The following is a 24,167-nucleotide window of genomic DNA, read 5'->3' on the forward strand; positions in this document are numbered from 1 at the left end:
TTGAGCAACCTGCGGCTAGCTTCCCAGTTTGCTCTTTGATTTTCATTGAGTATTAAATACTTTTTCCAGGTAATAGAGTGACGGGTAAGAAGTAACCAGTTGTCGCAACTTCCTTACCTTCAATCTTCTGCAAGAGGAGATCAACAGTGAGTTGGGCAATCTCTTTCATAGGTTGCTTAATCGTTGTCAGGTGAGGATAGTAGTTCTCGATAAAGTAAGTTCCATCATAGCCGATGACCTTGAGCTCTTCAGGAACAGAAATTCCCAGCTCTTGAGCGATTTTGATCACCAGAATAGCTGTCAAATCATCCGAAGCAAAAATCGCATCTGGTTTCTGATGGGTCAAGATATTCTTGATTTCCATTTCTTTTCGGACGGGAGAAAAGTCACTCGAAACATTGATAATAGGTGCTTTCGGGAGAACAGAGGCAAATCCAGCATGGCGCAGTCCAGTAGGTGAATTCGAGTTATCATTTCCTGTAATCATGATGATAGACTGGGCGCCTGTTTTGACCAAAGTCTGGGCGGCGAGGACCCCGCCACCGTAGTTATCAGAGGAGACGACAGGGATGTCTGGAGACAAGTTTCGGTCAAAGGAAATGATCGGTGCTGTCACACGATTGTAGTCTTCGATTCCCAAGTTGTGACTTCCAGAAATGATACCATCGACCTGGTTGGCCTCCAGCATTTCAATGTACTCCCGTTCTTTTTCAGAGTCATGTTCGCTGTTACAGATGATGGTCTTGTAGCCATTCTTGAAGAGTTGGTGTTCCAACTTGTCAATCAACTCCGCATAAAAGACATGACTGATGTTTGGAAAAATAAGTCCAATCAACTTGGCAGATTTTCCTTGAAGACTTCGAGCCAGATTATTGGGCTTGTAGCCTAGCTCTCGCATGGCTTCATTAACCTTTTGGATGGTTTTCTCAGATAGATAACCCTTTTTATTGATGACCCGTGAGACGGTAGTAGGGCTGACGCCTGCAAGTTTTGCGACATCAGTTAGTTTTGCGACCATAATCTAATTCATAGTAAGTTCCGGTTGGGTTTCCAAACTTGATGAGGATACCGTTTTGATCCACATGTGGGAAGACACGACCAGAAAATACTTTTTCTCCTTTATTGATGAAAATTTCAAAGACTGACTTATCGATGAAGATAGTGGCAGTAGTAGCTTGGTTATAGATAGGGCAAGAACGAGTAGTACCAAATTCTTGGGCGTACTGTTCACCAGCCTGACTACGATCCACTGTCACCTGTCCATTGACAAGGTCAAAGTGGATGGAAAGCCCCTTGCCTTCTTTATCAGCGAGCAAGACAATCTCGCTTTGGCTATTGGCCTCCAAGTTGAGCTCGAGTTCATAGGTGTTATTGGTTTGAGTACGATTTGAGAAGGCCTCTTCAGAAGAACGAAGTTCTTTGACGGCTGCGACCGGATATTGGTAGAGTTTGCCATCTTTGATAGTGAGTTCTTTGACTAATGAGAAGGTTCCTTGGTGGTCAAAACGGTCAGATGGGTAAGAAACATCTGGTAACCCAAGCCAGCTTACTGCCAATGTACGTCCATCCGGAGCGTTGAAGGCTTGAGTCGCATAGGCTTCAAAACCATAGTCTAGATTTTGCAATGGAGATACATCTACCATTTTGGCATTTTCAGGATCAAAGGAAGCCCCGATTTTGTACATATTTGGATAGATATTGTCGTAGTCTAGAACAGCTTTATCCAATCCTTGTGGACAGTAGAGAAGGACAGGGTGCTCCCCTACAAAGACCAGATTTGGACATTCCATCATGTAGGCAGTACGGTCGTTAGCAAAGTTAAGGTCGCCAACTGCTTGCCAGTTTGTATAATCATTGTCCACAGCCTTGTAGAGACGGACGAAGCCTTTTTTCTCCAAGTCCTGTCCACCTACGATGGCATAATATTGACCTTTAAAGTTAAAAATTTGCGGGTCGCGGAAGTGGTCAGTAGAGTCTGCTGGCTGGTCAATCAAGACCTTGTCAATCTTTGTAATTTTGCCATCCTTATCCATCAAAGCGCCAACCTGGTATGGGTGACGGATCCAGTTTTCATCACGGACATTTCCAGTATAAAATAGGAACAAGTGATCGCCGAACTGCATGGCAGAACCAGAGTAGGCACCGTGGCTATCCAATGGAGTATCTGGCAAAACTTTGACTCCAGTTTCTGTAAAGTGTACCAAATCATCACTTTCAAGCTGCACCCAAGACTTCAACCCATGGGCTGCACCGAAGGGGAAGTTTTGGTAAAAGAGAATCCATTTGCCATCAAAATAAGAAAAGCCATTTGGGTCATTGAGAAGCCCCATTTTAGGCTCGACATGGTAACGAGTATGCCAAGGAGATTGTGCCATCTTTTCCTTGATTTGCTTGATTTCATCATTAGACCAGTTTTCATAGCGTCTGTAACGGCGCTCGGTTGTCCATTCCATTTTATCTTTCCTCCATAAGTTCTATTCTATTATTAATAGTAAACGTTTTCGGCAAAAAAAGCAAGTCTTTTATGTTAAAAAAAAGAAAAATATGTCAAACGATTGCTAGAAATCAAGTAAAGGAAATCTAGCAAATTTTCACGAAAAAATGAAAGAAAATGTAAATGAAAGCCTTGATTCCTCAATTATAAAGATATTTTTTTGAGGAAAAAGAAAATATCCTTCAAAAACGATCAAGAATAATCAGGAATAAAAGAAAGGAAATAAAAAATTATGCAAAACGCTTGACATATTTTAGAAACATGATAAAATAATAGTCGTAGGGCGAATAAAATCGCTTTCAAACAAGAACAAAATTTTATAAGGAGATTTTTGCAAATGAACAATCAGGATATTGCAAAAAAGGTCATCGAAGCCCTTGGCGGACGTGAAAATGTCAACAGTGTAGCCCACTGTGCGACTCGTCTACGTGTCATGGTCAAAGATGAAGGGAAAATCAATAAGGAAGTGATTGAGAACTTGGATAAAGTTCAAGGAGCTTTCTTTAACTCAGGTCAATACCAAATCATCTTTGGTACTGGTACAGTAAACAAGATGTACGACGAAGTCGTTGCACTTGGTTTACCAACATCTTCTAAAGAAGACATGAAAGCAGAAGCTGCTAAACAAGGAAACTGGTTCCAACGTGCTATCCGTACTTTCGGTGACGTATTCGTGCCAATCATCCCAGTTATCGTGGCAACTGGTCTCTTCATGGGTCTTCGTGGTCTCATGAACGCTCTTGGAATGACACTTCCAGAAGATGTTACCATTTACAGCCAAATCCTCACAGATACAGCCTTCATCATCTTGCCAGGTTTGGTTGTGTGGTCAACCTTCCGCGTATTCGGTGGAAATCCGGCCGTTGGTATCGTCCTCGGTATGATGCTGGTTTCTGGTTCGCTTCCAAATGCCTGGGCTGTAGCATCAGGTGGTGAAGTAACAGCTATGAACTTCTTTGGCTTCATTCCTGTTGTTGGTTTGCAAGGTTCTGTTCTTCCAGCCTTCATCATTGGGGTGGTCGGAGCCAAGTTTGAAAAAGCTCTCCGCAAGGTGGTTCCAGATGTCTTGGATCTCTTGGTAACACCGTTCGTGACACTTTTGGTCATGTCTATCCTTGGACTCTTTGTCATCGGACCAGTCTTCCACGTTGTTGAAAACTACATCCTTCTCGGAACAAAGGCAATTCTTGGCTTGCCGTTTGGTCTTGGTGGTTTGGTCATCGGTGGGGTTCACCAATTGATCGTCGTATCAGGTGTACACCACATCTTCAACTTGCTTGAAGTGCAGTTGCTTGCTGCGGACCATGCGAACCCATTCAACGCTATCATCACTGCAGCGATGACAGCTCAAGGGGCTGCAACTGTTGCCGTTGGTGTTAAAACGAAGAATCCTAAACTGAAAACACTTGCTTTCCCAGCTGCTCTTTCTGCCTTCCTCGGTATTACAGAGCCTGCTATCTTCGGGGTGAACTTGCGCTTCCGTAAACCATTCTTCCTTTCATTGATCGCTGGTGCTATCGGTGGTGGATTGGCTTCTATCCTTGGACTCGCTGGTACTGGTAATGGTATCACCATCATCCCTGGTACAATGTTGTACGTTGGAAATGGTCAATTGTTCCAATACCTTCTTATGGTAGCTGTATCATTCGTTCTTGGTTTTGCCCTTACTTACATGTTTGGTTACGAGGACGAAAAAGAAGTTGCTTCTGAAGTAGCGACAGAACGTTTGGTTCAAGAAGAAACAACTGGTAACATTCCAGTAGCTCCTCAAAATGAAACAATCCAAACTCCAATCGTTGGGGACGTAGTTGCTCTTGAGAATGTTGATGATCCAGTCTTTTCAAGTGGTGCAATGGGACAAGGGATTGCTGTAAAACCAAGCCAAGGTGTGGTTTACGCACCAGCTGATGCAGAAGTATCGATCGCCTTTGCTACAGGACATGCTTACGGTTTGAAGACAGCAAATGGAGCTGAAATCTTGATCCACGTTGGTATCGATACGGTGACTATGAACGGTGAAGGCTTTGAACAAAAAGTTGCTCAAGGCGACAAGGTCAAAGCTGGTGATGTTCTCGGAACCTTTGACTCAAACAAAATCGTCGCTACAGGTCTTGACGACACAACAATGGTTATCGTAACCAACACAGCAGACTACGCTTCTGTGACACCAGTCGCAAGTGGTTCAGTTGTCAAGGGTGACGCTATCATCGAAGTGAAAGCCTAGTCCTCTTCGAAAACCAGATCTAAAAACAAAACGAACAAATATTATGTTTGTTCGTTTTTACTTGGATGGTAAGATTTACAGAGGAAAATCTAAAATATTGAGAAATCTAGCCCTTTAAAATGTGCTATAATAGAGAAAACAAAGATAAGAGGTTTATCATGACAAAATTATATGGAAGCTTAGAAGCGGGCGGTACAAAGTTTGTCTGTGCTGTCGGAGATGAAAATTTTAATGTTGTAGAAAAAACACAGTTTCCTACAACAACTCCTATCGAGACTATCGATAAAACCATCGAATTCTTTTCAAAATTCGATAATCTTGCAGGTCTTGCCATCGGTTCCTTCGGTCCTATCGATAATGATAAAAACTCAAAAACCTATGGGTTTATCACAACGACTCCAAAACCTCACTGGGCAAATGTAGACCTACTTGGTGCCCTTCGTCGTGCCCTCAACGTACCCATGTATTTCACAACAGATGTAAACAGCTCTGCCTATGGTGAAGTGGTTGCTCGTAACAATGCTGGTGGTCGTATCGAAAACTTGGTCTACTACACGATCGGTACAGGGATCGGTGCAGGTGTTATCCAACGTGGTGAGTTTATCGGTGGTGTGGGTCACCCTGAGATGGGTCACTACTATGTGGCTAAACACCCAATGGATGTGGAGAAAGAATTTAATGGCGTTTGTCCTTTCCATAAGGGTTGTTTGGAAGGCTTTGCGGCTGGACCAAGTCTAGAAGCTCGTACAGGTGTTCGTGGCGAAAACATCGAACTCAACAGCTCTGTCTGGGATGTTCAAGCCTACTATATCGCTCAGGCTGCGGTCAATGCTACCGTGACGTTCCGTCCAGACGTCATCGTCTTTGGTGGTGGGGTTATGGCCCAACAACACATGCTGGACCGTGTGCGTGAGAAATTCACAGCTCTTCTCAACGGCTACTTACCAGTACCAGATGTGCGTGACTATATCGTGACTCCAGCAGTTGCTGGAAATGGTTCCGCAACACTTGGGAACTTTGTCCTTGCTAAGAGTGTCGCAAAATAAAACAAACAGAAAATCCGCTTGGGCAACCAAACGGATTTTTTGTTTGAAGACAATTTTTTTGAGCCTTTCCTTAAGTGATGACGGACGGTAGCGACTTTCTTCGAAATTCCATACCTAAACTTTGAGCCCAATGTCTCAAAGTTTCCCAAGACCTGAAACCATTAGATTTCAGGTGTTTTTATCACGGCGGAAAGGCTAGGTAAGTTCTCACTTTACTTGCAAAAAAAGGATGATTTCCATACCAAACTATCTTTAGTATCAGGCTATTTTCTACTCTCAAAACATCTGCCAGAAAAAATCAATAATATAGGTCAAACCATAAGTATAAACCACTAGGGTAAAGGGCTTGGTCAGAATGATGATAATCATATAGCGTTTGAAGGTCATCTTGGTCAGGGCAGCCAGCATACAGAGAAAGTCAGCTGGGCTAACTGGCCAAATCATCATAAAGATAAAGAACCGCTCGAAGCGATTGCCCTTATCTAGCCAACCGATGTACTTGTCATAGGTGCGCTTGCTGACGACGGACTGGACAAAGGCAGCTCCGTAGAGGCGCACGAGGTAAAAGATAATGGCACAGCCAATCACGATGCCGATATAGTTATAGATAGTCCCGATGATGTGGCCGTAAATAAAGACCCCAGCCACTGAGGTCAAAGCTCCCGGAATGATTGGAACAACGGTTTGTAGGATCTGTAAAAAGATAAAGAGTGGTGGCCCCCAAATTCCAGCTTGCTGGATAAAGGCTGATAGGGTTTCCTTGGACTGTAACACTCCTGCCTGATAGGCCCAAATACAGAAAATCAAGGTGCCGACTCCCCCGACGATAGATGAGATATTGATGACTTGCTGTAGAAGGGGAGAAACAGCTTTCATTTGCTTATCCTGTGACATGTAAACTCCTCATAGATAGTATGATTCTACTATACCATATTTTGAGGAGAAAAACTATCTGGATTATCTGATTGGTGAAATAAGTGTGGTAAAATGAGAATAAGAAAATGACGGTATAGAATGAGGGAGTATCATGTTAGGTTTAAACTTTAAAGGAAGATGGCGCCAATATCAAAAACAGGTCTTGGATCGTTTTCAGGACTATCAAGCAGACGGTCATGTTCATCTAGTGGCAGCTCCAGGGTCTGGAAAGACAACCATTGGTATCGAGCTAATCGCTCGTTTTGGCAACCCAGCCCTCATCTTAGTTCCGACTGTCACCATTCGTGAACAATGGGTAGATAGGATCCAAACTGCTTTTCTAGAGGATGGTCAGAGGCTTTCAGACATCGTTTCCCAAAACTTAAAGGAGATGAAGGTATTAACGATTGTGACCTATCAGGCTTTTCATAGCGCCATGAACCAATTGCAATCACAAGAAGATGGAGAAGCAGAGGATTTTATGGGGTTTGATTTGCTTGCAAGTCTAAGAACTCAGAAAGTTGCGACTCTTTGCTTGGACGAATGCCACCACCTGCGTAATGAATGGTGGAAAAGTCTGGAAGCCTTTCGCAAGCAGTATGAACAGCTGCAAGTCATCTCCCTGACAGCCACACCACCATATGACAGCGAGCCTGAACTATGGGAACGCTATATCCGTATGTGTGGGGAAATCGACCAAGAAATAACAGTGCCTGAACTAGTCAAGGAAGACACCCTTTGCCCTCATCAGGATTTTGTCTATATGTGTTCACCAACAGCTGAAGAGGCGGAACGTCTCAAACGGTTTGAGGAGACTAAGTGGGACTATATTCATCACCTTATAGTCGATCCTGATTTTCAAACATTTGTAGCAGGGTCTAAGGTCCTCAAAGGGGATATTTCATCTGATTTGCTTTTAGAAGATCCCGAGTACTTGTCTGCTATGTTGATTTATATGCATTCTCAGGGGTTAACGATTCCTCCCTCTTTACAAAATTTACTGGGAACCCAGAAGCTTCCAGCATTGACCTCCTACTGGTTGGAGACGCTGTTGCAGAGCATACTCTATCAGATACCAGATTGGTATGAGGATCCAGATGGATATAGGAAAAAGTTAGAGGCTGACTTGAAGGCGCGTGGGTTGGTGGAAAAACGTCAGGTTTATCTAGTTAAGTCCAAGGCTTCTGACCAGCTTTTAACCCAATCTCTGGGGAAGTTGTCTGCCATTGCCGATATCTTTTTGACGGAGTATGAGAGCCTAGGTCAGGAACTGAGACAGTTAGTACTAGCTGACTATATTCGCAAGGATTTTGCCACCTATCTGGGAGATAATCAGGCAACCATTTCTCAGTTGGGGGTTCTCCCTTATTTTGAAAGCATTCGTCGAAAAGCTCAGGAGCAAGAAATACCTGTGTCTTTGACTGTCTTGTCAGGTAGTGTCGTTATTTTGCCTACCGATGTGGTAACAGAGTTGAAGGAACTCGTACCTCAGGTTCCTCTTAGTTTCTCATCTATTGGTCACTTGGATCCAAAAGATTATGTGCGGGTTGGTTTTCCAAGCTCAGCTAAGGGAATCGTAGCGGCAGTGACGGAGCTTTTTCAACGAGGACGGATTCAAGTCCTAGTCGGAACCAAATCTCTCCTCGGAGAGGGTTGGGATGCTCCTTGTGTTAATTCCTTAATCCTCGGAAGCTTTGTGGGGAGCTTTATGCTGAGTAACCAGATGCGGGGACGTGCCATTCGTATCTGGCCGGGACATCCAGAAAAGACCAGCACCATCTGGCATCTGGTAGCCGTTCAAGCGCAAGCACTCATCACTCTTCCTAGTGAGGAGCCTAGACCAGAGAGCAATCAGGATCTGCAAACCTTGTCGCGACGGATGGAGCATTTTCTTGGATTGGCCTATAATCAGGAGAGTATTGAGACTGGTTTGGATCGTTTGGATTTTCCAAAGCCCCCTTTTAAGAAAAAGCAAATTAGTGAGTATAATGAGCGAGTTAAGAGTCTCTCCAAGGATCGAGCAGACTTGAGACAAAAATGGCAAGAAGCTCTTGTCGTAGCGGATCAGTTTGAGATAGTTACAGAAGTCGCAACCCAAAAACAAAAGATCCCAGTCATGCTCCTGCTTGATGCATTAAAATGGGTTCGCATGTCATTGCTCTTGTTAGCAGTGGATTTGTTGGTTTTGCTATTTAGACTAAGACTGATCGGTGTTTGGTGGCTTACAGCAGCCTGTTTCCTCTTTTTGGCCTTTGCATCTTGGTGCTACCTCCGCTATAAGAGTCCCTATAAACGCTTGCAGTCTCTAGGTGAGCAGATCCGAAAAGCTCTGCTAGATTCGGGGTATCTAACAGACGATCAATCCCGTGTTCAGGTAGAGGAGGACAAGGAAAACTACATGGTTTTTGCCTATCTCAAGGGAGGAAGCATGAGAGACAAAGAGTTGTTTGCACAGACTGTGGGAGAATTCTTTGCTCCAGTGGACAACCAGCGCTATCTCTTGAAGGCAGAGAAAGTCCGACAAGGTCAGTCACCTTACTATGCCGTGCCTAGTCTTTTTGACAAGCGCAAGGAAGAAGCGCAGAAATTCCTCGACTTTCTGACACCAACTATCGGACGCTATCACCTCGTCTACACACGAACAGAGACCGGACGGAAAACCCTTCTCGAAGCTCGTATCAAAGCACTCTCCAATAAAAACGACCGTACCTTGACTAAGAAGAAGGTTAAAAGCCAGTTGGAGTAGGGGCGTATGGAAAAATCTATCTGAAACATGATATAATAATAGAGAAAATAAATTTTAATAGTTGAAACAGTTGAATAGGATGAAGCATTTAGAATAAACTATTCTTACAAAGCTTAAGAAAGGTTTTTTGATGGCAAAGAAAAAAGATTTTTCTGAATTAACCAGGGTACAAATTCCAGCAGCTCTACACCTTATGAGACTGGGATATACCTATCTTCCACGTAATGGGAAGGAGATTGCAGAACGAGATCCAGATACCAATATCCTCGTATCTGTTTTTAAGGAGCAATTTTTAAAATTTAACAACTACCTGACAGAGGAAGACTTTGAGAGAGAACTGGCCAATATCAAGTTGGAACTAGATCAAAATGACTTGGGACGTTCTTTCTTTAGACGCCTGCAAGGTCAAGAAGATACCGTTTATATTGACTGGGAAAACCCTGAAGCCAATACTTTTCATCTATCGCTTGAAGTCACTTGTAAAAATGGCCAGGATGAATTCCGTCCTGACATTGTCGTATTTATCAATGGTCTGCCTCTTTCTTATATCGAAGTGAAACAGCCAAATGCGATTCGAGATGGGAAAACAGGAATTCAGTCGGAGCAAGACAGAACTAGACAACGCTTTGAAAATCGCAAGTTCCGCCGCTTTAACAATATCACCCAGTTGATAGCTCTGTCTGATAACTTGCCCTATATCAGTGGGCAAGGTCAACAGAAACAGGGTTCTTACTACGGTTCAAATGCCTATTCAAAAACTAAGTTTAATGCTTTCAAGGAAGAAAGAGAAGAAGATTTCCTTCATTCCTTGGCAACCTTAACAGAGGACCAAATCGACTTCGTTTTAGATGACATGAACCACTTTGCCCTCAAGTCCCAGCCAGAATTCAAAACAAACCTAAACCCTGACACACCTTGTAATGCCTTTCTGTCCTCCTTGTATCAGAAAGAACGCCTGCTCTTTATGCTTCGTTTTGGATTAGTCTATGTAGAGGAAGAGAGCAAGGATGGTCAGATGCAACTGCAGAAGCACGTCATGCGCTACCCTCAGTATTTTGCGACACGTGCCATTGAAGAAACAATTGCAAGAGGTGTTAAGAAAGGCATTATCTGGCATACACAAGGTTCAGGGAAGACAGCCTTGGCTTTCTTCAATATCCGCTATCTGACCAATTATTTCTCGAAACAGGGAATTGTCCCTCAGTTTTATTTTGTCGTGGATCGTTTGGATCTAGCAGACCAAGCCTTTAAAGAATTTACCAAACGTGGTCTCAAGGTTAAGCGTATCAACAGCCCTCAAGAGCTCAATCAAAAACAAGATGGCTATGATGTCGCTGTGGTCAATATCCAGAAGTTCAAGGATAATTCAGACTTGACTGACCGCTCTGGTTATGACCTCAATCGTCAAAATATCTACTTTATCGATGAAGCCCATCGCTCTTATAATGAACGTGGTTCCTACCTACCAAATCTCTATCAGGCAGACACCAATGCAATCAAGATTGCTTTGACTGGGACCCCATTGATTACCTATAAGAAAGATGGCAAGACCAAGGAAAATCATGCGACCACACGTGATATTTTTGGGGACTATATCCACAAATACTACTACAACCAGTCTATCGATGATGGCTTTACCCTACGCCTGATGCGAGAAGATATCGAAACTTCTTATAAAGACAATCTCAGATCCATCAATGAAGAGATCCAACGTGGAGGCTTGTCCAAGGAGGATATCTTTGCTCACCCTCGTTATGTAGAACCTATGTTAGACTTTATCATCGAGGACTTTAATCGAGCACGTGATGTAATTTTTGATGATCAGACGATTGGTGGCATGATCGTCTGTGACTCGTCAAAGCAGGCGCGTGAGCTTGAAAAGCAATTAGAAAAACGTCGTAAAGCTGGAACAATCAACTTGACATCTGCATTGATTCTCCATGATGAGGGAGATAAGGAAGAGAAGAAAGACAAGGTAGATGCTTACAAAGAAGGCAAAATTGACCTTATCATCGTCTATTCCATGCTCTTGACAGGTTTTGATGCCCCTCGTCTCAAACGTCTCTACCTAGGGCGTAAAATCAAGGCTCATAACCTTTTACAGACTCTAACCCGTGTCAATCGACCTTACAAGGACTATCTCTTTGGCTATGTCATTGACTTCGCGGATATTTCTAAGGAGTTTGACAGGACCAATCGTGCCTATCTGGAAGAACTCAATCAAGAGTATGATACAGCCTTGACTGGGGAAAATGGAGAGGATGTTTTTGGCTCTCTATTTGTCCCTGCAGACGAGATTTCTCACGAATTAAGCAAAACTGAGCTAATCTTGCTTGACTATCCAACGGATAATCTGGAATACTTTTCCCAAGCTATCAATGATATCAAGGATAGAAAGCAGTTAATCGATCTACGAAAAGCTTTGGAGTCAATCAAGCAGTATTACAATATTGCTCGTCTCCTTGGTTACCATCAATTGATTGAGCAGATTGACATTGCTCAGGTCGCAACCTTGCTCAACATCCTCTCTAGACGGATGTTGACACTGTCCTTGATTGATAAACCAGCAGACTTTTCTAGTCAAACGCTCTTAAATTTAGCGATGTCTGAGACTAGTTTTAGTTTTGTCAAGATTGCAGAGGAAGAACTTCGTCTAGCAGCTAATGACCTGGAGGATTGGAGACGTCGGGTAGCTGGTAAGATTAAAAAACAGCGTGATGAAAAGGATCCTGAGTGGGTTTCTCTCTACGAAGAATTCCAACGCATCATGCAAAAACATTTTATCTATGGCCAAGAAGGCTATACGATGGAAAATATCAAGGAAACACAAAAAGACTATGAAGAACTCTTTAAGTCCGTGGAAAACTATCATACTCGTATGAGACGCTTGACCATGAACTTTAACGGAGATGAAATGGCTGCTCGTTCATACAAGCATGTGACCAACTCAACGACGGTCAGTGAGTTTCTTGCAATTTACTATGTCATCAAAGATTCTAAAGTCAGACTAGATCATAAAATAGGTCAAAACCAAGGAATATTAGAAAATGAAGGATATTTAAAAAGATTGATTGAAGAAGAAATCACACATGGAGTCTTGGATAGTCAACCTGATAAAAGATTATCAATGCAAGATGTTGATCGTGTGGTTGAATCATTGTTTGAAGAATATGAACGGGAGTATTAACTTTTATGAGTGAAACATTTAAATCTCAAATTAAAGACTTAGTAGATGATTTGAAGGCTGTTTTTACGCATGTTGGATTAGGTGGAGAAGCAGCTGAATATAAACTTCTTACCCAATCTTTCCTCTATAAGTTTTTAAACGACAAATTTTTATATCAGGCAAAAGCTATTGATGCTTCTAATAGTTATGAAAAACTAATTGATATGAGTGAAGAAGATTATTCTTGGCTTCTAAAATTTATCGGTACCAGCACAGCTTGGCTCAAGCCAGACCAGTTGATCGAAACCCTCCACCGTCAGCAAAATGAAGCGACTTTCTACGAGACTTTTGAAAATACCCTCAACCAAATCGCCATCGAAAATAATGATATTTTCTCTGTTCATACGGATGGAGATACGGCCATTCGTCTCTTTGACGAGCGTCTGATTACCGATAACATATCAGATGGCAGTAAGCGCAACGAGGTGGCAAAAGCTATCATCAATCTCCTTGCGCGCGTTAAGTTTGATGAGACCATCTTTTCACAAGGTTTCGACTTTTTCTCTACCCTCTTTGAATACATGATCAAGGACTACAACAAAGACGGTGGAGGCAAGTATGCTGAGTACTACACGCCCCACTCTGTGGCTAAGATTATCGCTGATATCCTTGTGGGAAATAACCAACCATCAAACGTACGAATTTATGACCCGTCGGCTGGTTCGGGAACCTTGCTTATGAATTTGGCTAGTCGTATCGGTGTGGATAAGACCACTGTCTATAGTCAGGATATCTCGCAAAAATCGTCTAATCTCCTCCGTCTAAACCTGATTTTGAATGGACTGCAACATTCCATCCATAATATCGTACAGGGAAATACAATCATCGCCAACCGTCATCCTGAAAAAATGGACTATATCGTGTCTAACCCGCCTTTTAAGCTGGACTTTTCAGAGTGGCGTGACCAAGTAGAGACCTTGCCAGAAGCCAGTGAGCGTTTCTTTGCAGGAGTGCCAAAGGTTCCAGCCAAGTCCAAGGACAAGATGGCGATTTACGAGCTCTTTGTTCAGCATATCATCTACTCCTTGAAGCCAGATGGTCAAGCAGCTGTTGTCCTGCCGACAGGATTTATCACTGCCCAGTCAGGGATTGATAAGGCTATCCGTCAATACTTGGTGGACAATCAAATGCTGGCGGGTGTCGTTTCCATGCCGTCTAATATCTTTGCGACGACAGGTACCAACGTCTCTATCCTCTTTATCGATAAGAAAAACAAGGACGATGTCGTCCTCATCGATGCCTCAAACCTCGGAACCAAGGTCAAGGAAGGCAAGAATCAAAAGACTGTGCTATCTCCTGAGGAAGAGCAGAAGATCGTCGAGACCTTTATCAAGAAAGAAGCCATCGAGGACTTTTCTGTCACCGTCTCTTATGAGGACATTAAGGAGAAAAACTACTCTCTCAGCGCAGGTCAATACTTTGATATCAAGATCGACTATGTAGATATCACAGAAGAAGAGTTTGAAGCCAAGATGACCGCTTTTCAAGACAAACTCTCAGACCTCTTCCAGCAATCGCATGCATTGGAGCAGGAAATTGAAGAGCAGATGAAGGGATTGAAGTATGAGTGAGTGGAAAAGGTATAAATTAGGTGAGCTGCTTAGGGTGAAACATGGTTGGGCTTTTAAAGGAGAATTTTTTTCAGATACGGGAGTTCAAAGTATATTAACTCCGGGAAACTTTTATGAATCTGGCGGCTTCAAAGCAAATCCCTCGAAAGATAGGTTTTATAGTGGAGATTATCCGAAAGAATACTTATGCTCAAAAGGGGATTTGGTTGTTGCAATGACTGAACAAGCTGCTGGTTTATTAGGTAGTACAGCGATAGTTCCTGAAGATAATCGATATTTACATAATCAGCGAATAGGATTGATTTCTTGTAATGAATCCTTGAATAAAGATTTTGCTTACTATTTATTTATGACACAATCAGTTAGACAGCAGATAAGTCGTTCTGCATCTGGAACAAAAGTTAAGCATACTTCGCCAGAGAAAATTTATGATGTTCAAGTAGATATTCCAAAAATTCAAACTCAGAAAAATATTGCGATTTTTTTGAGTATACTAGATAAAAAAATCCAAATCAACAACCAAATCAACCAAGAGTTGGAAGCCATGGCTAAGACCCTCTATGACTACTGGTTTGTGCAGTTTGATTTCCCAGACCAGAATGGCAAACCCTACAAATCATCAGGCGGAAAGATGGTCTATAACCCCGAACTTAAACGCGAAATCCCAGAGGGGTGGGGAGTGGATTCTTTATGGAATATAGCGAATTTTTATAATGGTCTTGCTATGCAAAAATATAGACCAGATACAAATGAAGATGATTACCTTCCAGTTATTAAAATTCGAGAAATGATGAACGACTTCTCAAAGGATACAGAAAAAGCGAGATTAGATATTCCCACAGAAGCAGTTGTAGAGAGAGGAGACATATTATTTTCTTGGTCTGCAACATTAGAGGTTATAATCTGGGGGAAAGAGAGAGGAGCTTTAAATCAACATATTTTTAAAGTTACCTCGGATACTTATCCAAAATCCTTCATCTACTTTGAATTGAAAAGCTATTTGAAGGTATTTAAAGCAATTGCTGAGTTGAGAAAAACAACTATGGGACATATTACTCAGGACCATTTAAAGCAGGCTAAGATTGTAGTTCCACCGATTGAAATTATTTCAAAATTAGATGCCAAACTACAACCCATAATGTTAAAACAACAGATTCTAGAAAACCAAAACCAAGAACTCACCCAACTTCGCGACTGGCTCTTACCAATGTTGATGAATGGACAGGTGAAGGTGGAGTAAGGGAATAGCAGTTAGAATTATAAAGTCGAAAGAATTTGAGGGCAAATAAATGTCAGAGCTTACTTTTTCTATATGGAAACCATTTATTAAAAGTGAAAAAAGAGGGGAGCGGTGGTTACAGCCTATTTTAAAGACTTTTGATAAGTTGACCCCATGTGATTTAAAGCACGAAAAAGGGTTATATCATATAGAGGTTGATAAAAATAAGCATTATGTTTTTATAGTTATAGAATCTGGAAAGTTAGAGCCCAGAGATACTACTGTAACGGACTACTATACAAATCAAAAACGCGAAAATCCTAAATCAGAAACGGAGTTGGAGTTTTTGAAGCAATTCTTTGTCTTATTCGATTTAGATAATAATTTATTGTACTTTTCGGATGTGAGACACCGTAATTTGCTAGAAAAAATTCTTAAAGATACAACAGAGGTTGAGTTTAGTATAAAAGGTTTTTACGAAGATAAAGAGGAATTTTTAAAAATATTGTCTAGTGTTGATGAAATTCAATTTACTTCAAAAGATGATATTTTTTCAACTTTATCACAAAAACGCGAAGCTTTATATGATTTATTCGAAACTGATGGTTTAAAAGATATAACTCTGAACGTAAAACTCTCTAGTATGAAAATAAATAACATCAAAGCATTTCTCAGAAAAATTGTAAAAGAGTCTGAGAATCATCAACTTTCAGGTATTTTAATTAGAGGAAACGATGATGCTGGATTTGAACATGTGTTTAACCGTGGTACTTTTATCAAAAAGATTTCAATTAATGTCGAGAAACAACAGGCAACAGGGAAATATTTAGGTTCAGAGGTAAAGGATATCTTGCTTAAAGAAATAGAGAGTTTGGCAAATGAGAAAGTTACGAAGAAAAGATAGAATTGTTTCTGGTGGTATTTTAGTAGTAAGTCTGTTTGTATCATATTTATTAAGGGACTATGTGCTACTAAATCATAGTGATACGGTATCTTTTATTTCTGTAATCACGGGTTTCTTACTTTCTGCTATTGCTATACTGTATTCTTCTCCTATGCGATCTGTTTTATATGATAAAAAATCAAAGATTTATTCATCAAAATGGGAGGAGATAATTATTAGATATTTCTATACATTTGTAGTTAGTTTACTTTATATGATGGAGTTATCTTTAAATATTAATTGTATTCCAAATTTTATCAATGTAGGTTTTTTACTAAGTATTGTAATTATAATAATTGTAGTTACTCAAGGCTTGTTTAAATTACTTTTAGTTGAGATAAATGATTAAATTTTTTGAATTCAATTTTACATTTGAGTTATTTTAGGAACCATCACAAGTGCTATAAAAATCGAAATTCTAAAAATAGAGGAGGTCAGCAATCACTATGAGTAATAAAATGTTGAATACAGAGACCTGATTGCTTTCCATCCAGGTTGGTTTCGATTAGGAGATGTTGGTATTTTTGATGTAGCAGGGAAAGTTGTTCATCTTGGAGCGAGACTACAGTTTGTTCCTAATCTGGTATCGGGCTTATTTATTTGGACTAAATTTAGTCAGATATCTGATATTGTCAAATCTTGTATCGTGCATTTTGAAAAAAATTTGTCATAATTTCAAAAAAAGTAAAAAATCCTTGAATTATCTGTTAAAAACGGTATAATAGAGTTAATAGGACCGCCCACCTCTCTTTGATGTGACAAGGCGGACATTTTTTTATACGGAAGTTATTATGAAAATTAAAGAATTTAAAACTTGGGATGAGCAGGTGGCCAAATTAATTGAGCACGGTTGTAAAGATATCAAATCAAAGGAGTATGCGATTGATATTTTACAAAAGGTTAATTATTATCGGCTAACTGCTTATTTTTTACCTTTTCGTGATAAAGACACGCAGAAGTATGATTCTAGTAAGGTTTCTTTGGAGAAAATCTATAGAATTGCTTGTTTTGATGCAGAGTTACGCTTGCTTATTTTCAAGTATTTAGAGGATATTGAGTTGTATTTTAGGACTCAAGTTGCCTATCATCATGGAAACAAATACGGAGCTTTAGCTTATAAAGAAGCGATTAACTTTAATAAATTTCATAAACATGATGAATTTTTAGAAGATATTGAAAAAGAATTGAGCCATAGACAAAAAAGCCCGATTTATAAGCATCATCAGCGGAAATATGATGGAGAATTCCCTATTTGGGTTCTAGTAGAATTTTTTACTTTTGGAATGACTTCGAAATTTTTTGCAGATTCTCCGATAGATATTCAACAAGAAATTGCTAAAAATGTCGGTATAAAGTCCACTCAAGTTAGAACCTATCTAGAAGTTGCAGTGGTTTTAAGAAATTACTGCGCCCATTATAATCGATTATACTACACAAGCTTCACAAAGATACCTGGACAACTTCCTGCTCTTATGAATGAAAATAGTAAATTGAGAAATAGACTGATGGCGCAACTTTACGCAGTTAAAAGTCTCTACCCTGTTAAGAAAAAATGGAATGAAGGATTTTTATGTGAATTGTCAGCACTCATTAAACGCTATCAAACAGTGATTCATCTGCATCATATTGGATTTGTGGAGGAGTGGGAAGAAGTACTAAAGAAATGAGGGAGTATGATATGAACACCCTAGAAGAAATCCAAAACTGTTCCGTTGAGTGGAAAGAGTTGGGGGAAGTGGCATTCATAAAGCGTGGGAAAACAATTACATCATTTACTTGAAAAACGAAGTTCTTATGTAGAAATTCGAGATGAATCTTTGAACCTTAAAACAGATGAGATTAATCTAGACTACATTCTTGCATTGATTGTTGAAAAATCGAAGAATTCTGAGTCTAAAGAAGTAATGAAAGCAGAAGTTAGTCGCGTGATTCGTTCTAGTATTGATATTCGTGCCAAAGAAGAGTTGGTAATCGGATTTATCAATGATACCGATTTGCAAAAATTGAAAGACCATGAAGGGATTATCAATGCTTTCTACGAATATGGCAAGGAGCGCAAGAAAATTGCGATTCATGACCTAGCTGAGGCTGAGAAACTTGTAGATGACTATCAATTGTTTATCGACAAATCAATTCAACGAGGTTATGCTGAAAATAGTGGGACTGATTTGGATTCGATTATTCCACCAACCTCTCGTAGACAGGGAGCGCGTGAACGGAAAAAGCAAGAAGTTTTACGTAAGATTCAGTTGTTAGTAGAGACTTATTCAGGTATTTAAGGGGTTGTCAATCAAGGTTTATTAGAAAAATCAGGAACGACAAAAAACACTCTTTATTCGCTCATTTTATAGAAATAACTTTATTTCCATATTCCCCGGAAACTGATAGAAAGCAAGGAGAAACATGGAACAAACTAACCCAAAATCCCAGTGTCAGCAACTCTGGGCTAGAAACAAATACCTCGTTTTGAGTCATTCCAGCAATATTTACAATGAGATTCGCCAATACTTGAAGAATGAAGAGGTGGAGCTGAGTCTGGTTCTGGTTCAAGAGATGATAGACCGTGCCTGTCAAATCCCAGAAAATAGGGGTCAGGTTTGCAATGCCTTTCAGCATATTTGGGGCTATTTCAAAAAGAAAGCGACAGATGCCGAGCGCAAGGACTACATGCTCTTGCTGGATCGCTACCGCTTTGGTCAGGTTTCTAAGGAGGACTTGATCGTTAAAACTCGAGACTTGCTAGATCGCTATCCCAATACCTACTTGCAACATTCGACTTTACTGAAAGGAGACGCCCATGAGACTTTGGCATGAGGCTTTGATTTCACAACTTCCCCGTCCTCAACTCTTGGGGCAACATCGAGAGTGTTGCGCCCTACGTGGCAATGGCTGGGGCAGAAAGCATGCGACGGTGGACTATGTCTTTACTCACTCGCCCTATCGTCTCTATGCCTATCATCGCTTGATCATGGAAGAGATGGCTAATCGAGACTATAAGGTGAGTCCAGAATGGTTGGACAAGAACTACCGTGGTAAGACTTGCCCTTCTTATCAAGAGTTAGCAGAGGAGAAGCTAGGCAAGCCCATCTATAGTGAGCATGATGCAGGATACTATGAGGAATGTTTGGCTAATCTCCGTGAGAAAGGCATTGAGCTGGAGTAAGAGTCAGGATTAGCTCCATATTATAACTCTTCTCGTAATTTTTTCGAATAATAAAGATGAGACCTTTAGAATGATTCTAAGGTCTCCTTTTTATGGGTATTAGAATTTACTTTTAATAACTTTTAAGTTATAATTAAATTGAAAAGAGGTTGCTTGGTGCATACAATTTACTTCTATAAGGACAAAAATGGAAATGAGCCAGTCTTAGATTATATGAGAGAATTGGCTAGAAAGAAGAGTAAGGACAGTCGCATCAAACTCAATAAACTAAATGACTATATCGAGTTGCTTAGTCAGCATGGGACTAGAGTAGGTGAACCCTATATCAAACATTTGGAAGATGAGATTTAGGAGCTTAGACCTCTTAGGGATAGGATATTATTTGTAGCTTGGCTTGGTGGGAGTTTCGTTCTCTTACATCATTTTGCCAAAAAGACTCAGAAAACTCCTAGAAGAGAAATTGAAAAAGCCAAGCGTGAATTGAAGGACTTAAAAGAAAGAAGGTTAAGTGATGAAGAATAGTGCTATTGGGAGTAATTGGAAGGATGTTCGGACAGAACTCTTCACCAAGGAGGAAATCCTTGAGAGTGATATGCGAGTGACTATCATGAGTGAATTAATCGAGGCTAGACATGAGCAAGGTATCAGTCAGAAAAAACTAGAAGAACTCAGTGGAGTGAGCCAGCCTGTCATAGCTAGGATGGAAACTGGCAAGACCAGTCCTCAGTTGGATACCGTCTTAAAAGTCTTAGCCAGTTTAGGAAAGACACTAGCAGTCGTACCACTTGAACAGGAAAAAGGTTGATAGGGATGAAATTACTTGGTTGGCTAAAACCATCCACTGGATAATTTTACTTCCCGTCCGCACTTTTTCAGGGAAATATCAGAATTACAAAAGAAAACCAACCTATAGTCTTTTCTAATAACAAGCCATAGTCACTGATGAGAATCGTCAATAGCTCGTTTGAGCATTCCAACTAAAATACAGCCACCAAACAAGCTATACAAAGGATTTGAGACGCTGGTCTCAAGTCTTTTTCTTTTGACCAAAAGAGTGATATAGTTTCAAACTATATCAAAGCCTAATTATTTACAATTATACAGACAGTTTCTTTTCTGTTAAGATAGTTTCAACAACAAATTTTGGAGGACACATCATGTCAACTACAATCATCGGTTTCCCTCGTTTGGGCGAATTCCGCGAATTGAAATTTACAACTGAAAAATATTTTAGAAAAGAAATCTCAGAAGAAGAACTTTTAGCAGCAGCAAAAGACTTGCGTGCCAAACACTGGAACATTGTCAAAGAAAAAGGCATTACTGAAATTCCATCAAATGACTTTTCTCACTATGACAACTTCCTAGATGCTGCTTTCCTCTTTAACGTGGTGCCAGCTTCTGTTCAAAACTTGGAATTATCAGAACTTGAACGCTACTTTGCTTTGGGACGTGGTTACCAAGGAGAAAAAGGGGACGTTCGTGCCCTTCCGATGAAGAAATGGTTCAACACCAACTACCACTACATCGTGCCTAAATTTGAAAAAGACACTCAAGTTAAATTGGCTGGTCACAAGATCTTTGATGAGTTCCAAGAAGCCAAAGAACTTGGATTGAACACTCGTCCTGTCCTTGTAGGTCCGTTCACTTTCCTTCAATTATCAGACTTTGAGGAAGGCGTGAAAGCAGAAGACTTCGTAGATAGCTTAGTAGCTGCTTACCAAGAAGTTTTTGCTAAATTGGCTGAGCTTGGTGCGACTCGCATCCAACTCGACGAAGCAGCTCTTGTCAAAGATTTGACAGCTGAAGAAAAAACTCTCTTCTTGAACCTCTACAACAAACTCTTGGCTGACAAAAAAGGTCTTGAAGTCTTGCTTCAAACTTACTTCGGAGACGTTCGTGACGTTTATGCTGACCTTGTGAAATTGCCAGTAGATGCCATTGGTCTTGACTTCGTTGAAGGTAAGAAAACTCTTGAACTCGTTAAAGGTGGTTTTCCAGCTGATAAGACACTCTATGCAGGGATTGTCAATGGTAAAAACATCTGGCGCAACAATTACGAAAAGAGCTTGGCTGTTCTTGAGCAAATCCCAGCTGAAAACATCGTTTTGACTAGCTCATGCTCGCTTCTTCATGTGCCATTTACAACTGCTAACGAAGAATTTGAGCCAGCTATCTTGAACCACTTTGCCTTTGCGGTTGAAAAATTGGAAGAACTTCGTGACTTGGATGCTATCCGCAATGGTCAAGGTGAAGAAGCTCTTGCAGCTAACAAAGAACTCTTTGCTACTGAGCGTGTGGGTGAAAATGCAGAACTTCGTGCGCGCATCGCTGGATTGACAGACGCTGACTACACTCGTTTGCCAGCCTTTGCAGAACGTGAAGCTATCCAAGAAGAAGCCTTTAAACTTCCAGCCCTTCCAACAACAACCATCGGTTCATTCCCTCAAACTAAGGAAGTCCGTGCTAAACGTTTGGCTTACCGTAAGGGTGAATTGTCACAAGAAGAATACGACGCTTTCCTTGCTGAAACCATCGACGAATGGATCAAATGGCAAGAAGAAGTTGGATTCGACGTGCTTGTACACGGTGAGTTTGAGCGTAACGACATGGTTGAGTACTTCGGTCAAAACTTGTCCGGTTACCTCTTCTCTAAGAATGGTTGGGTACAATCATACGGTATGCGTGGGGTGAAACCACCAATCATCTGGGGTGACGTCACTCGTCTCAACCCAATCACTGTCAAATGGTCTAGCTACGCACAAAGCCGTACAGACAAACCTGTTAAAGGGATGTTGACTGGACCGGTTACCATCCTCAACTGGTCATTCCCACGTGAAGACATCTCTATCAAGGACTCAACTCTTCAAATCGCTCTTGCCATCAAGGATGAAGTTCTTGACCTTGAAGCTGCTGGTGTGAAAATCATCCAAATTGACGAAGCTGCTCTTCGTGAGAAATTGCCACTCCGTCGCAGCGACTGGTACGAAGACTACCTTGACTGGGCAATTCCTGCCTTCCGCTTGGTACACTCTACAGTAGCACCAGACACACAAATCCACACTCACATGTGTTACTCAGAATTTACAGATATCATCCCAGCCATCGACAACATGGATGCGGACGTTATTTCCTTTGAAGCAAGCCGTTCAAATCTTGAAATCTTGGACGAACTCAAAGCAAAAAACTTCCAAACAGAAGTGGGACCTGGGGTTTACGATATCCACTCTCCTCGTGTGCCTAATGAAGGCGAAATCGACCACACAATTGATGCTATTCTTGCCAAAGTACCAAGCAAGAAAGTTTGGATCAACCCTGACTGTGGTTTGAAAACACGTGGTATTCCAGAAACAAAAGAAAGCTTGATCCGCCTTGTAGAAGCAGCTAAAGCTGCGCGTGAGAAATTGTAAGAACCCATTTCTCCCTACACGGTTGATCAGTAAGAAATCAACTAGAAAAGGTTAATATATATGTCACGCCAAACACCGTCACTTTCATTTGAAGTGTTCCCTCCAAACCCAGCTGTGGGTAATGATAAAATTATTTCAGCTTTGCAGGATATGCGGGAGCTAACACCGCACTTTATCAGTGTGACTGCCAGCAATAATAAATTTAATATCAAGGAAACAACGGTTCGTTTGGCTGACTTTATCCAGAATGACTTGGCGATTCCAACCATTGCCCACTTGCCAGCCATCTATCTGACTAAGGACAAGGTTGCTGAAACAATTGCAGACTTGGATAAGGTTGGGGTACAGAAAATCTTGGCCTTGCGTGGGGATATTATCCCTGATGTGGAACCACAAAAGGATTTCCGCTACGCAACGGATTTGATCGAGTTCATCAAGGAACAAGCTCCTCACTTTGATATTATTGGCGCTTGCTACCCAGAGGGGCACCCTGACTCGCCAAACCAAATCTCAGATATTCAAAATCTCAAGAAGAAAGTGGATGCAGGCTGTTCCAGCCTCGTAACGCAGCTTTTCTTTGACAATGAGCGTTTCTACGATTTCCAAGACAAGTGTACCTTGGCAGGGATTGATGTTCCCATTCATGCGGGGATCATGCCCATTCTTAACCGTAACCAAGCGCTTCGTCTCTTGAAAACATGTGAGAATATCCATCTTCCACGTAAATTTAAGGCCATCTTGGACAAGTATGAGCATGACCCTGAGTCGCTCAGAGCAGCAGGACTTGCCTATGCAGTGGATCAGATCGTGGACTTGGTAACTCAAGATGTCGCAGGTGTGCATCTCTACACCATGAACAATGCTGAAACAGCCAAATACATCCACCAAGCAACCCATGCCTTGTTTAATCATCAGTCTTTAGGGTAATCGATTCTTTAACCACTGAGACGACAGCTTGTCATTTACTTGTTTTTAAATGAAAAATGACAGTTGCGAAAGCCGAAGGATTTGCTAAATAAAATAAACAACAAACCATTCCTCTTTTATGGGGGAATGGTTCCTTTTTAATAGAAAAGCCCGCACTTTTTAAGAAAAATATGATAAAATAGACTCTGTACGTACTTGATACAAAGATGAGGGTATAAACATATTCTTAGCTATTCAAATCTGCTATGCTATAAAAGATACAAATGCTAAAGAATAATATTTTTAA

At 41.0% G+C, this 24,167-nt stretch carries 18 protein-coding genes and 2 pseudogenes; 17 read left to right on the forward strand and 3 right to left on the reverse strand.

From position 1 onward, the window contains the following. Window positions 1-52: 52 nt before the first annotated feature. A complete protein-coding gene (locus NML69_RS01110) occupies window positions 53-1,018 on the reverse strand; it encodes a LacI family DNA-binding transcriptional regulator (protein ID WP_000225991.1) in 966 nt (321 codons plus the stop codon). Then, window positions 999-2,453, reverse strand: a complete 1,455-nt coding sequence (locus NML69_RS01115; RefSeq protein ID WP_254725048.1) for a sucrose-6-phosphate hydrolase — start codon at window positions 2,451-2,453, stop codon at window positions 999-1,001. The genes NML69_RS01110 and NML69_RS01115 overlap by 20 nt, the downstream gene beginning before the upstream one ends. A 378-nt stretch (window positions 2,454-2,831) precedes the next feature. Here NML69_RS01115 and NML69_RS01120 point away from each other — a divergent pair, with 378 nt between their 5' ends. Together NML69_RS01120 and scrK are read left to right on the forward strand one after the other, a co-directional pair. Next, window positions 2,832-4,718 (forward strand): sucrose-specific PTS transporter subunit IIBC, encoded by a 1,887-nt coding sequence (locus NML69_RS01120; RefSeq protein ID WP_254725049.1) that lies wholly within the window; start codon window positions 2,832-2,834, stop codon window positions 4,716-4,718. A 158-nt stretch (window positions 4,719-4,876) separates the two neighbouring features. Beyond that, window positions 4,877-5,764 carry a fructokinase ScrK gene (gene scrK / locus NML69_RS01125; protein WP_254725050.1) on the forward strand — a complete coding sequence of 296 codons (888 nt, stop codon included), beginning with the start codon at window positions 4,877-4,879 and terminating at the stop codon, window positions 5,762-5,764. Window positions 5,765-6,040: 276 nt separating this feature from the next. Here scrK and NML69_RS01130 read toward each other — a convergent pair whose 3' ends face one another. After that, a complete protein-coding gene (locus tag NML69_RS01130; RefSeq protein WP_084975760.1) occupies window positions 6,041-6,658 on the reverse strand; it encodes a TVP38/TMEM64 family protein in 618 nt (205 codons plus the stop codon). 133 nt (window positions 6,659-6,791) lie between these two features. Between NML69_RS01130 and NML69_RS01135 the strand changes: the two genes are divergently transcribed. The 15 genes and pseudogenes from NML69_RS01135 (at window position 6,792) to metF (ending at window position 23,881) form a co-directional block, all read left to right on the forward strand. Then, window positions 6,792-9,425: a DEAD/DEAH box helicase family protein gene (locus NML69_RS01135; RefSeq protein WP_254725051.1), complete on the forward strand. Its 2,634-nt coding sequence runs from the start codon at window positions 6,792-6,794 to the stop codon at window positions 9,423-9,425. 130 nt (window positions 9,426-9,555) lie between these two features. Beyond that, window positions 9,556-12,612 carry a type I restriction endonuclease gene (locus NML69_RS01140; protein WP_254725052.1) on the forward strand — a complete coding sequence of 1,019 codons (3,057 nt, stop codon included), beginning with the start codon at window positions 9,556-9,558 and terminating at the stop codon, window positions 12,610-12,612. A gap of 5 nt (window positions 12,613-12,617) precedes the next feature. Then, window positions 12,618-14,222 (forward strand): class I SAM-dependent DNA methyltransferase, encoded by a 1,605-nt coding sequence (locus NML69_RS01145; protein WP_254725053.1) that lies wholly within the window; start codon window positions 12,618-12,620, stop codon window positions 14,220-14,222. After that, on the forward strand, window positions 14,215-15,462 hold the full coding sequence (locus tag NML69_RS01150; protein ID WP_254725054.1) for a restriction endonuclease subunit S: 1,248 nt from the start codon (window positions 14,215-14,217) through the stop codon (window positions 15,460-15,462). The genes NML69_RS01145 and NML69_RS01150 overlap by 8 nt, the downstream gene beginning before the upstream one ends. Window positions 15,463-15,511: 49 nt before the next feature. Beyond that, window positions 15,512-16,345 (forward strand): hypothetical protein, encoded by an 834-nt coding sequence (locus tag NML69_RS01155; protein ID WP_254725055.1) that lies wholly within the window; start codon window positions 15,512-15,514, stop codon window positions 16,343-16,345. Continuing rightward, window positions 16,320-16,733 carry a hypothetical protein gene (locus NML69_RS01160; protein WP_213952234.1) on the forward strand — a complete coding sequence of 138 codons (414 nt, stop codon included), beginning with the start codon at window positions 16,320-16,322 and terminating at the stop codon, window positions 16,731-16,733. Before NML69_RS01155 ends, NML69_RS01160 begins: the two co-directional genes overlap by 26 nt. A gap of 120 nt (window positions 16,734-16,853) precedes the next feature. Then, window positions 16,854-17,064: pseudogene (locus NML69_RS01165) on the forward strand (Fic family protein); the annotation flags it as partial. Between the two features lie 111 nt (window positions 17,065-17,175). Next, entirely contained in the window at window positions 17,176-18,051 is an 876-nt protein-coding gene (locus tag NML69_RS01170) for an Abi family protein (RefSeq protein ID WP_254725056.1), read from the forward strand. Window positions 18,052-18,135: 84 nt separating this feature from the next. Beyond that, complete coding sequence (locus tag NML69_RS01175) at window positions 18,136-18,663, forward strand: hypothetical protein (protein ID WP_254725057.1); 528 nt, start codon at window positions 18,136-18,138, stop codon at window positions 18,661-18,663. A 124-nt stretch (window positions 18,664-18,787) separates the two neighbouring features. Beyond that, entirely contained in the window at window positions 18,788-19,198 is a 411-nt protein-coding gene (locus NML69_RS01180; protein WP_254725058.1) for a YbgA family protein, read from the forward strand. Continuing rightward, window positions 19,182-19,547 carry a TIGR02328 family protein gene (locus NML69_RS01185; RefSeq protein WP_254725059.1) on the forward strand — a complete coding sequence of 122 codons (366 nt, stop codon included), beginning with the start codon at window positions 19,182-19,184 and terminating at the stop codon, window positions 19,545-19,547. The genes NML69_RS01180 and NML69_RS01185 overlap by 17 nt, the downstream gene beginning before the upstream one ends. A gap of 156 nt (window positions 19,548-19,703) precedes the next feature. Beyond that, window positions 19,704-20,069: pseudogene (locus NML69_RS01190) on the forward strand (type II toxin-antitoxin system RelE/ParE family toxin). Continuing rightward, window positions 20,059-20,352 carry a helix-turn-helix domain-containing protein gene (locus NML69_RS01195; protein WP_254725060.1) on the forward strand — a complete coding sequence of 98 codons (294 nt, stop codon included), beginning with the start codon at window positions 20,059-20,061 and terminating at the stop codon, window positions 20,350-20,352. Before NML69_RS01190 ends, NML69_RS01195 begins: the two are co-directional and overlap by 11 nt. 352 nt (window positions 20,353-20,704) lie before the next feature. After that, a complete protein-coding gene (metE, locus tag NML69_RS01200; protein WP_254725061.1) occupies window positions 20,705-22,954 on the forward strand; it encodes a 5-methyltetrahydropteroyltriglutamate--homocysteine S-methyltransferase in 2,250 nt (749 codons plus the stop codon). A gap of 60 nt (window positions 22,955-23,014) precedes the next feature. Further along, on the forward strand, window positions 23,015-23,881 hold the full coding sequence (metF, locus tag NML69_RS01205) for a methylenetetrahydrofolate reductase [NAD(P)H] (RefSeq protein ID WP_002877494.1): 867 nt from the start codon (window positions 23,015-23,017) through the stop codon (window positions 23,879-23,881). Window positions 23,882-24,167: the final 286 nt, after the last annotated feature.

The sequence above is a fragment of the Streptococcus sp. CF8-6 genome, assembly GCF_024295845.1.
In the GTDB taxonomy this organism is placed as follows: domain Bacteria; phylum Bacillota; class Bacilli; order Lactobacillales; family Streptococcaceae; genus Streptococcus; species Streptococcus oralis_BO.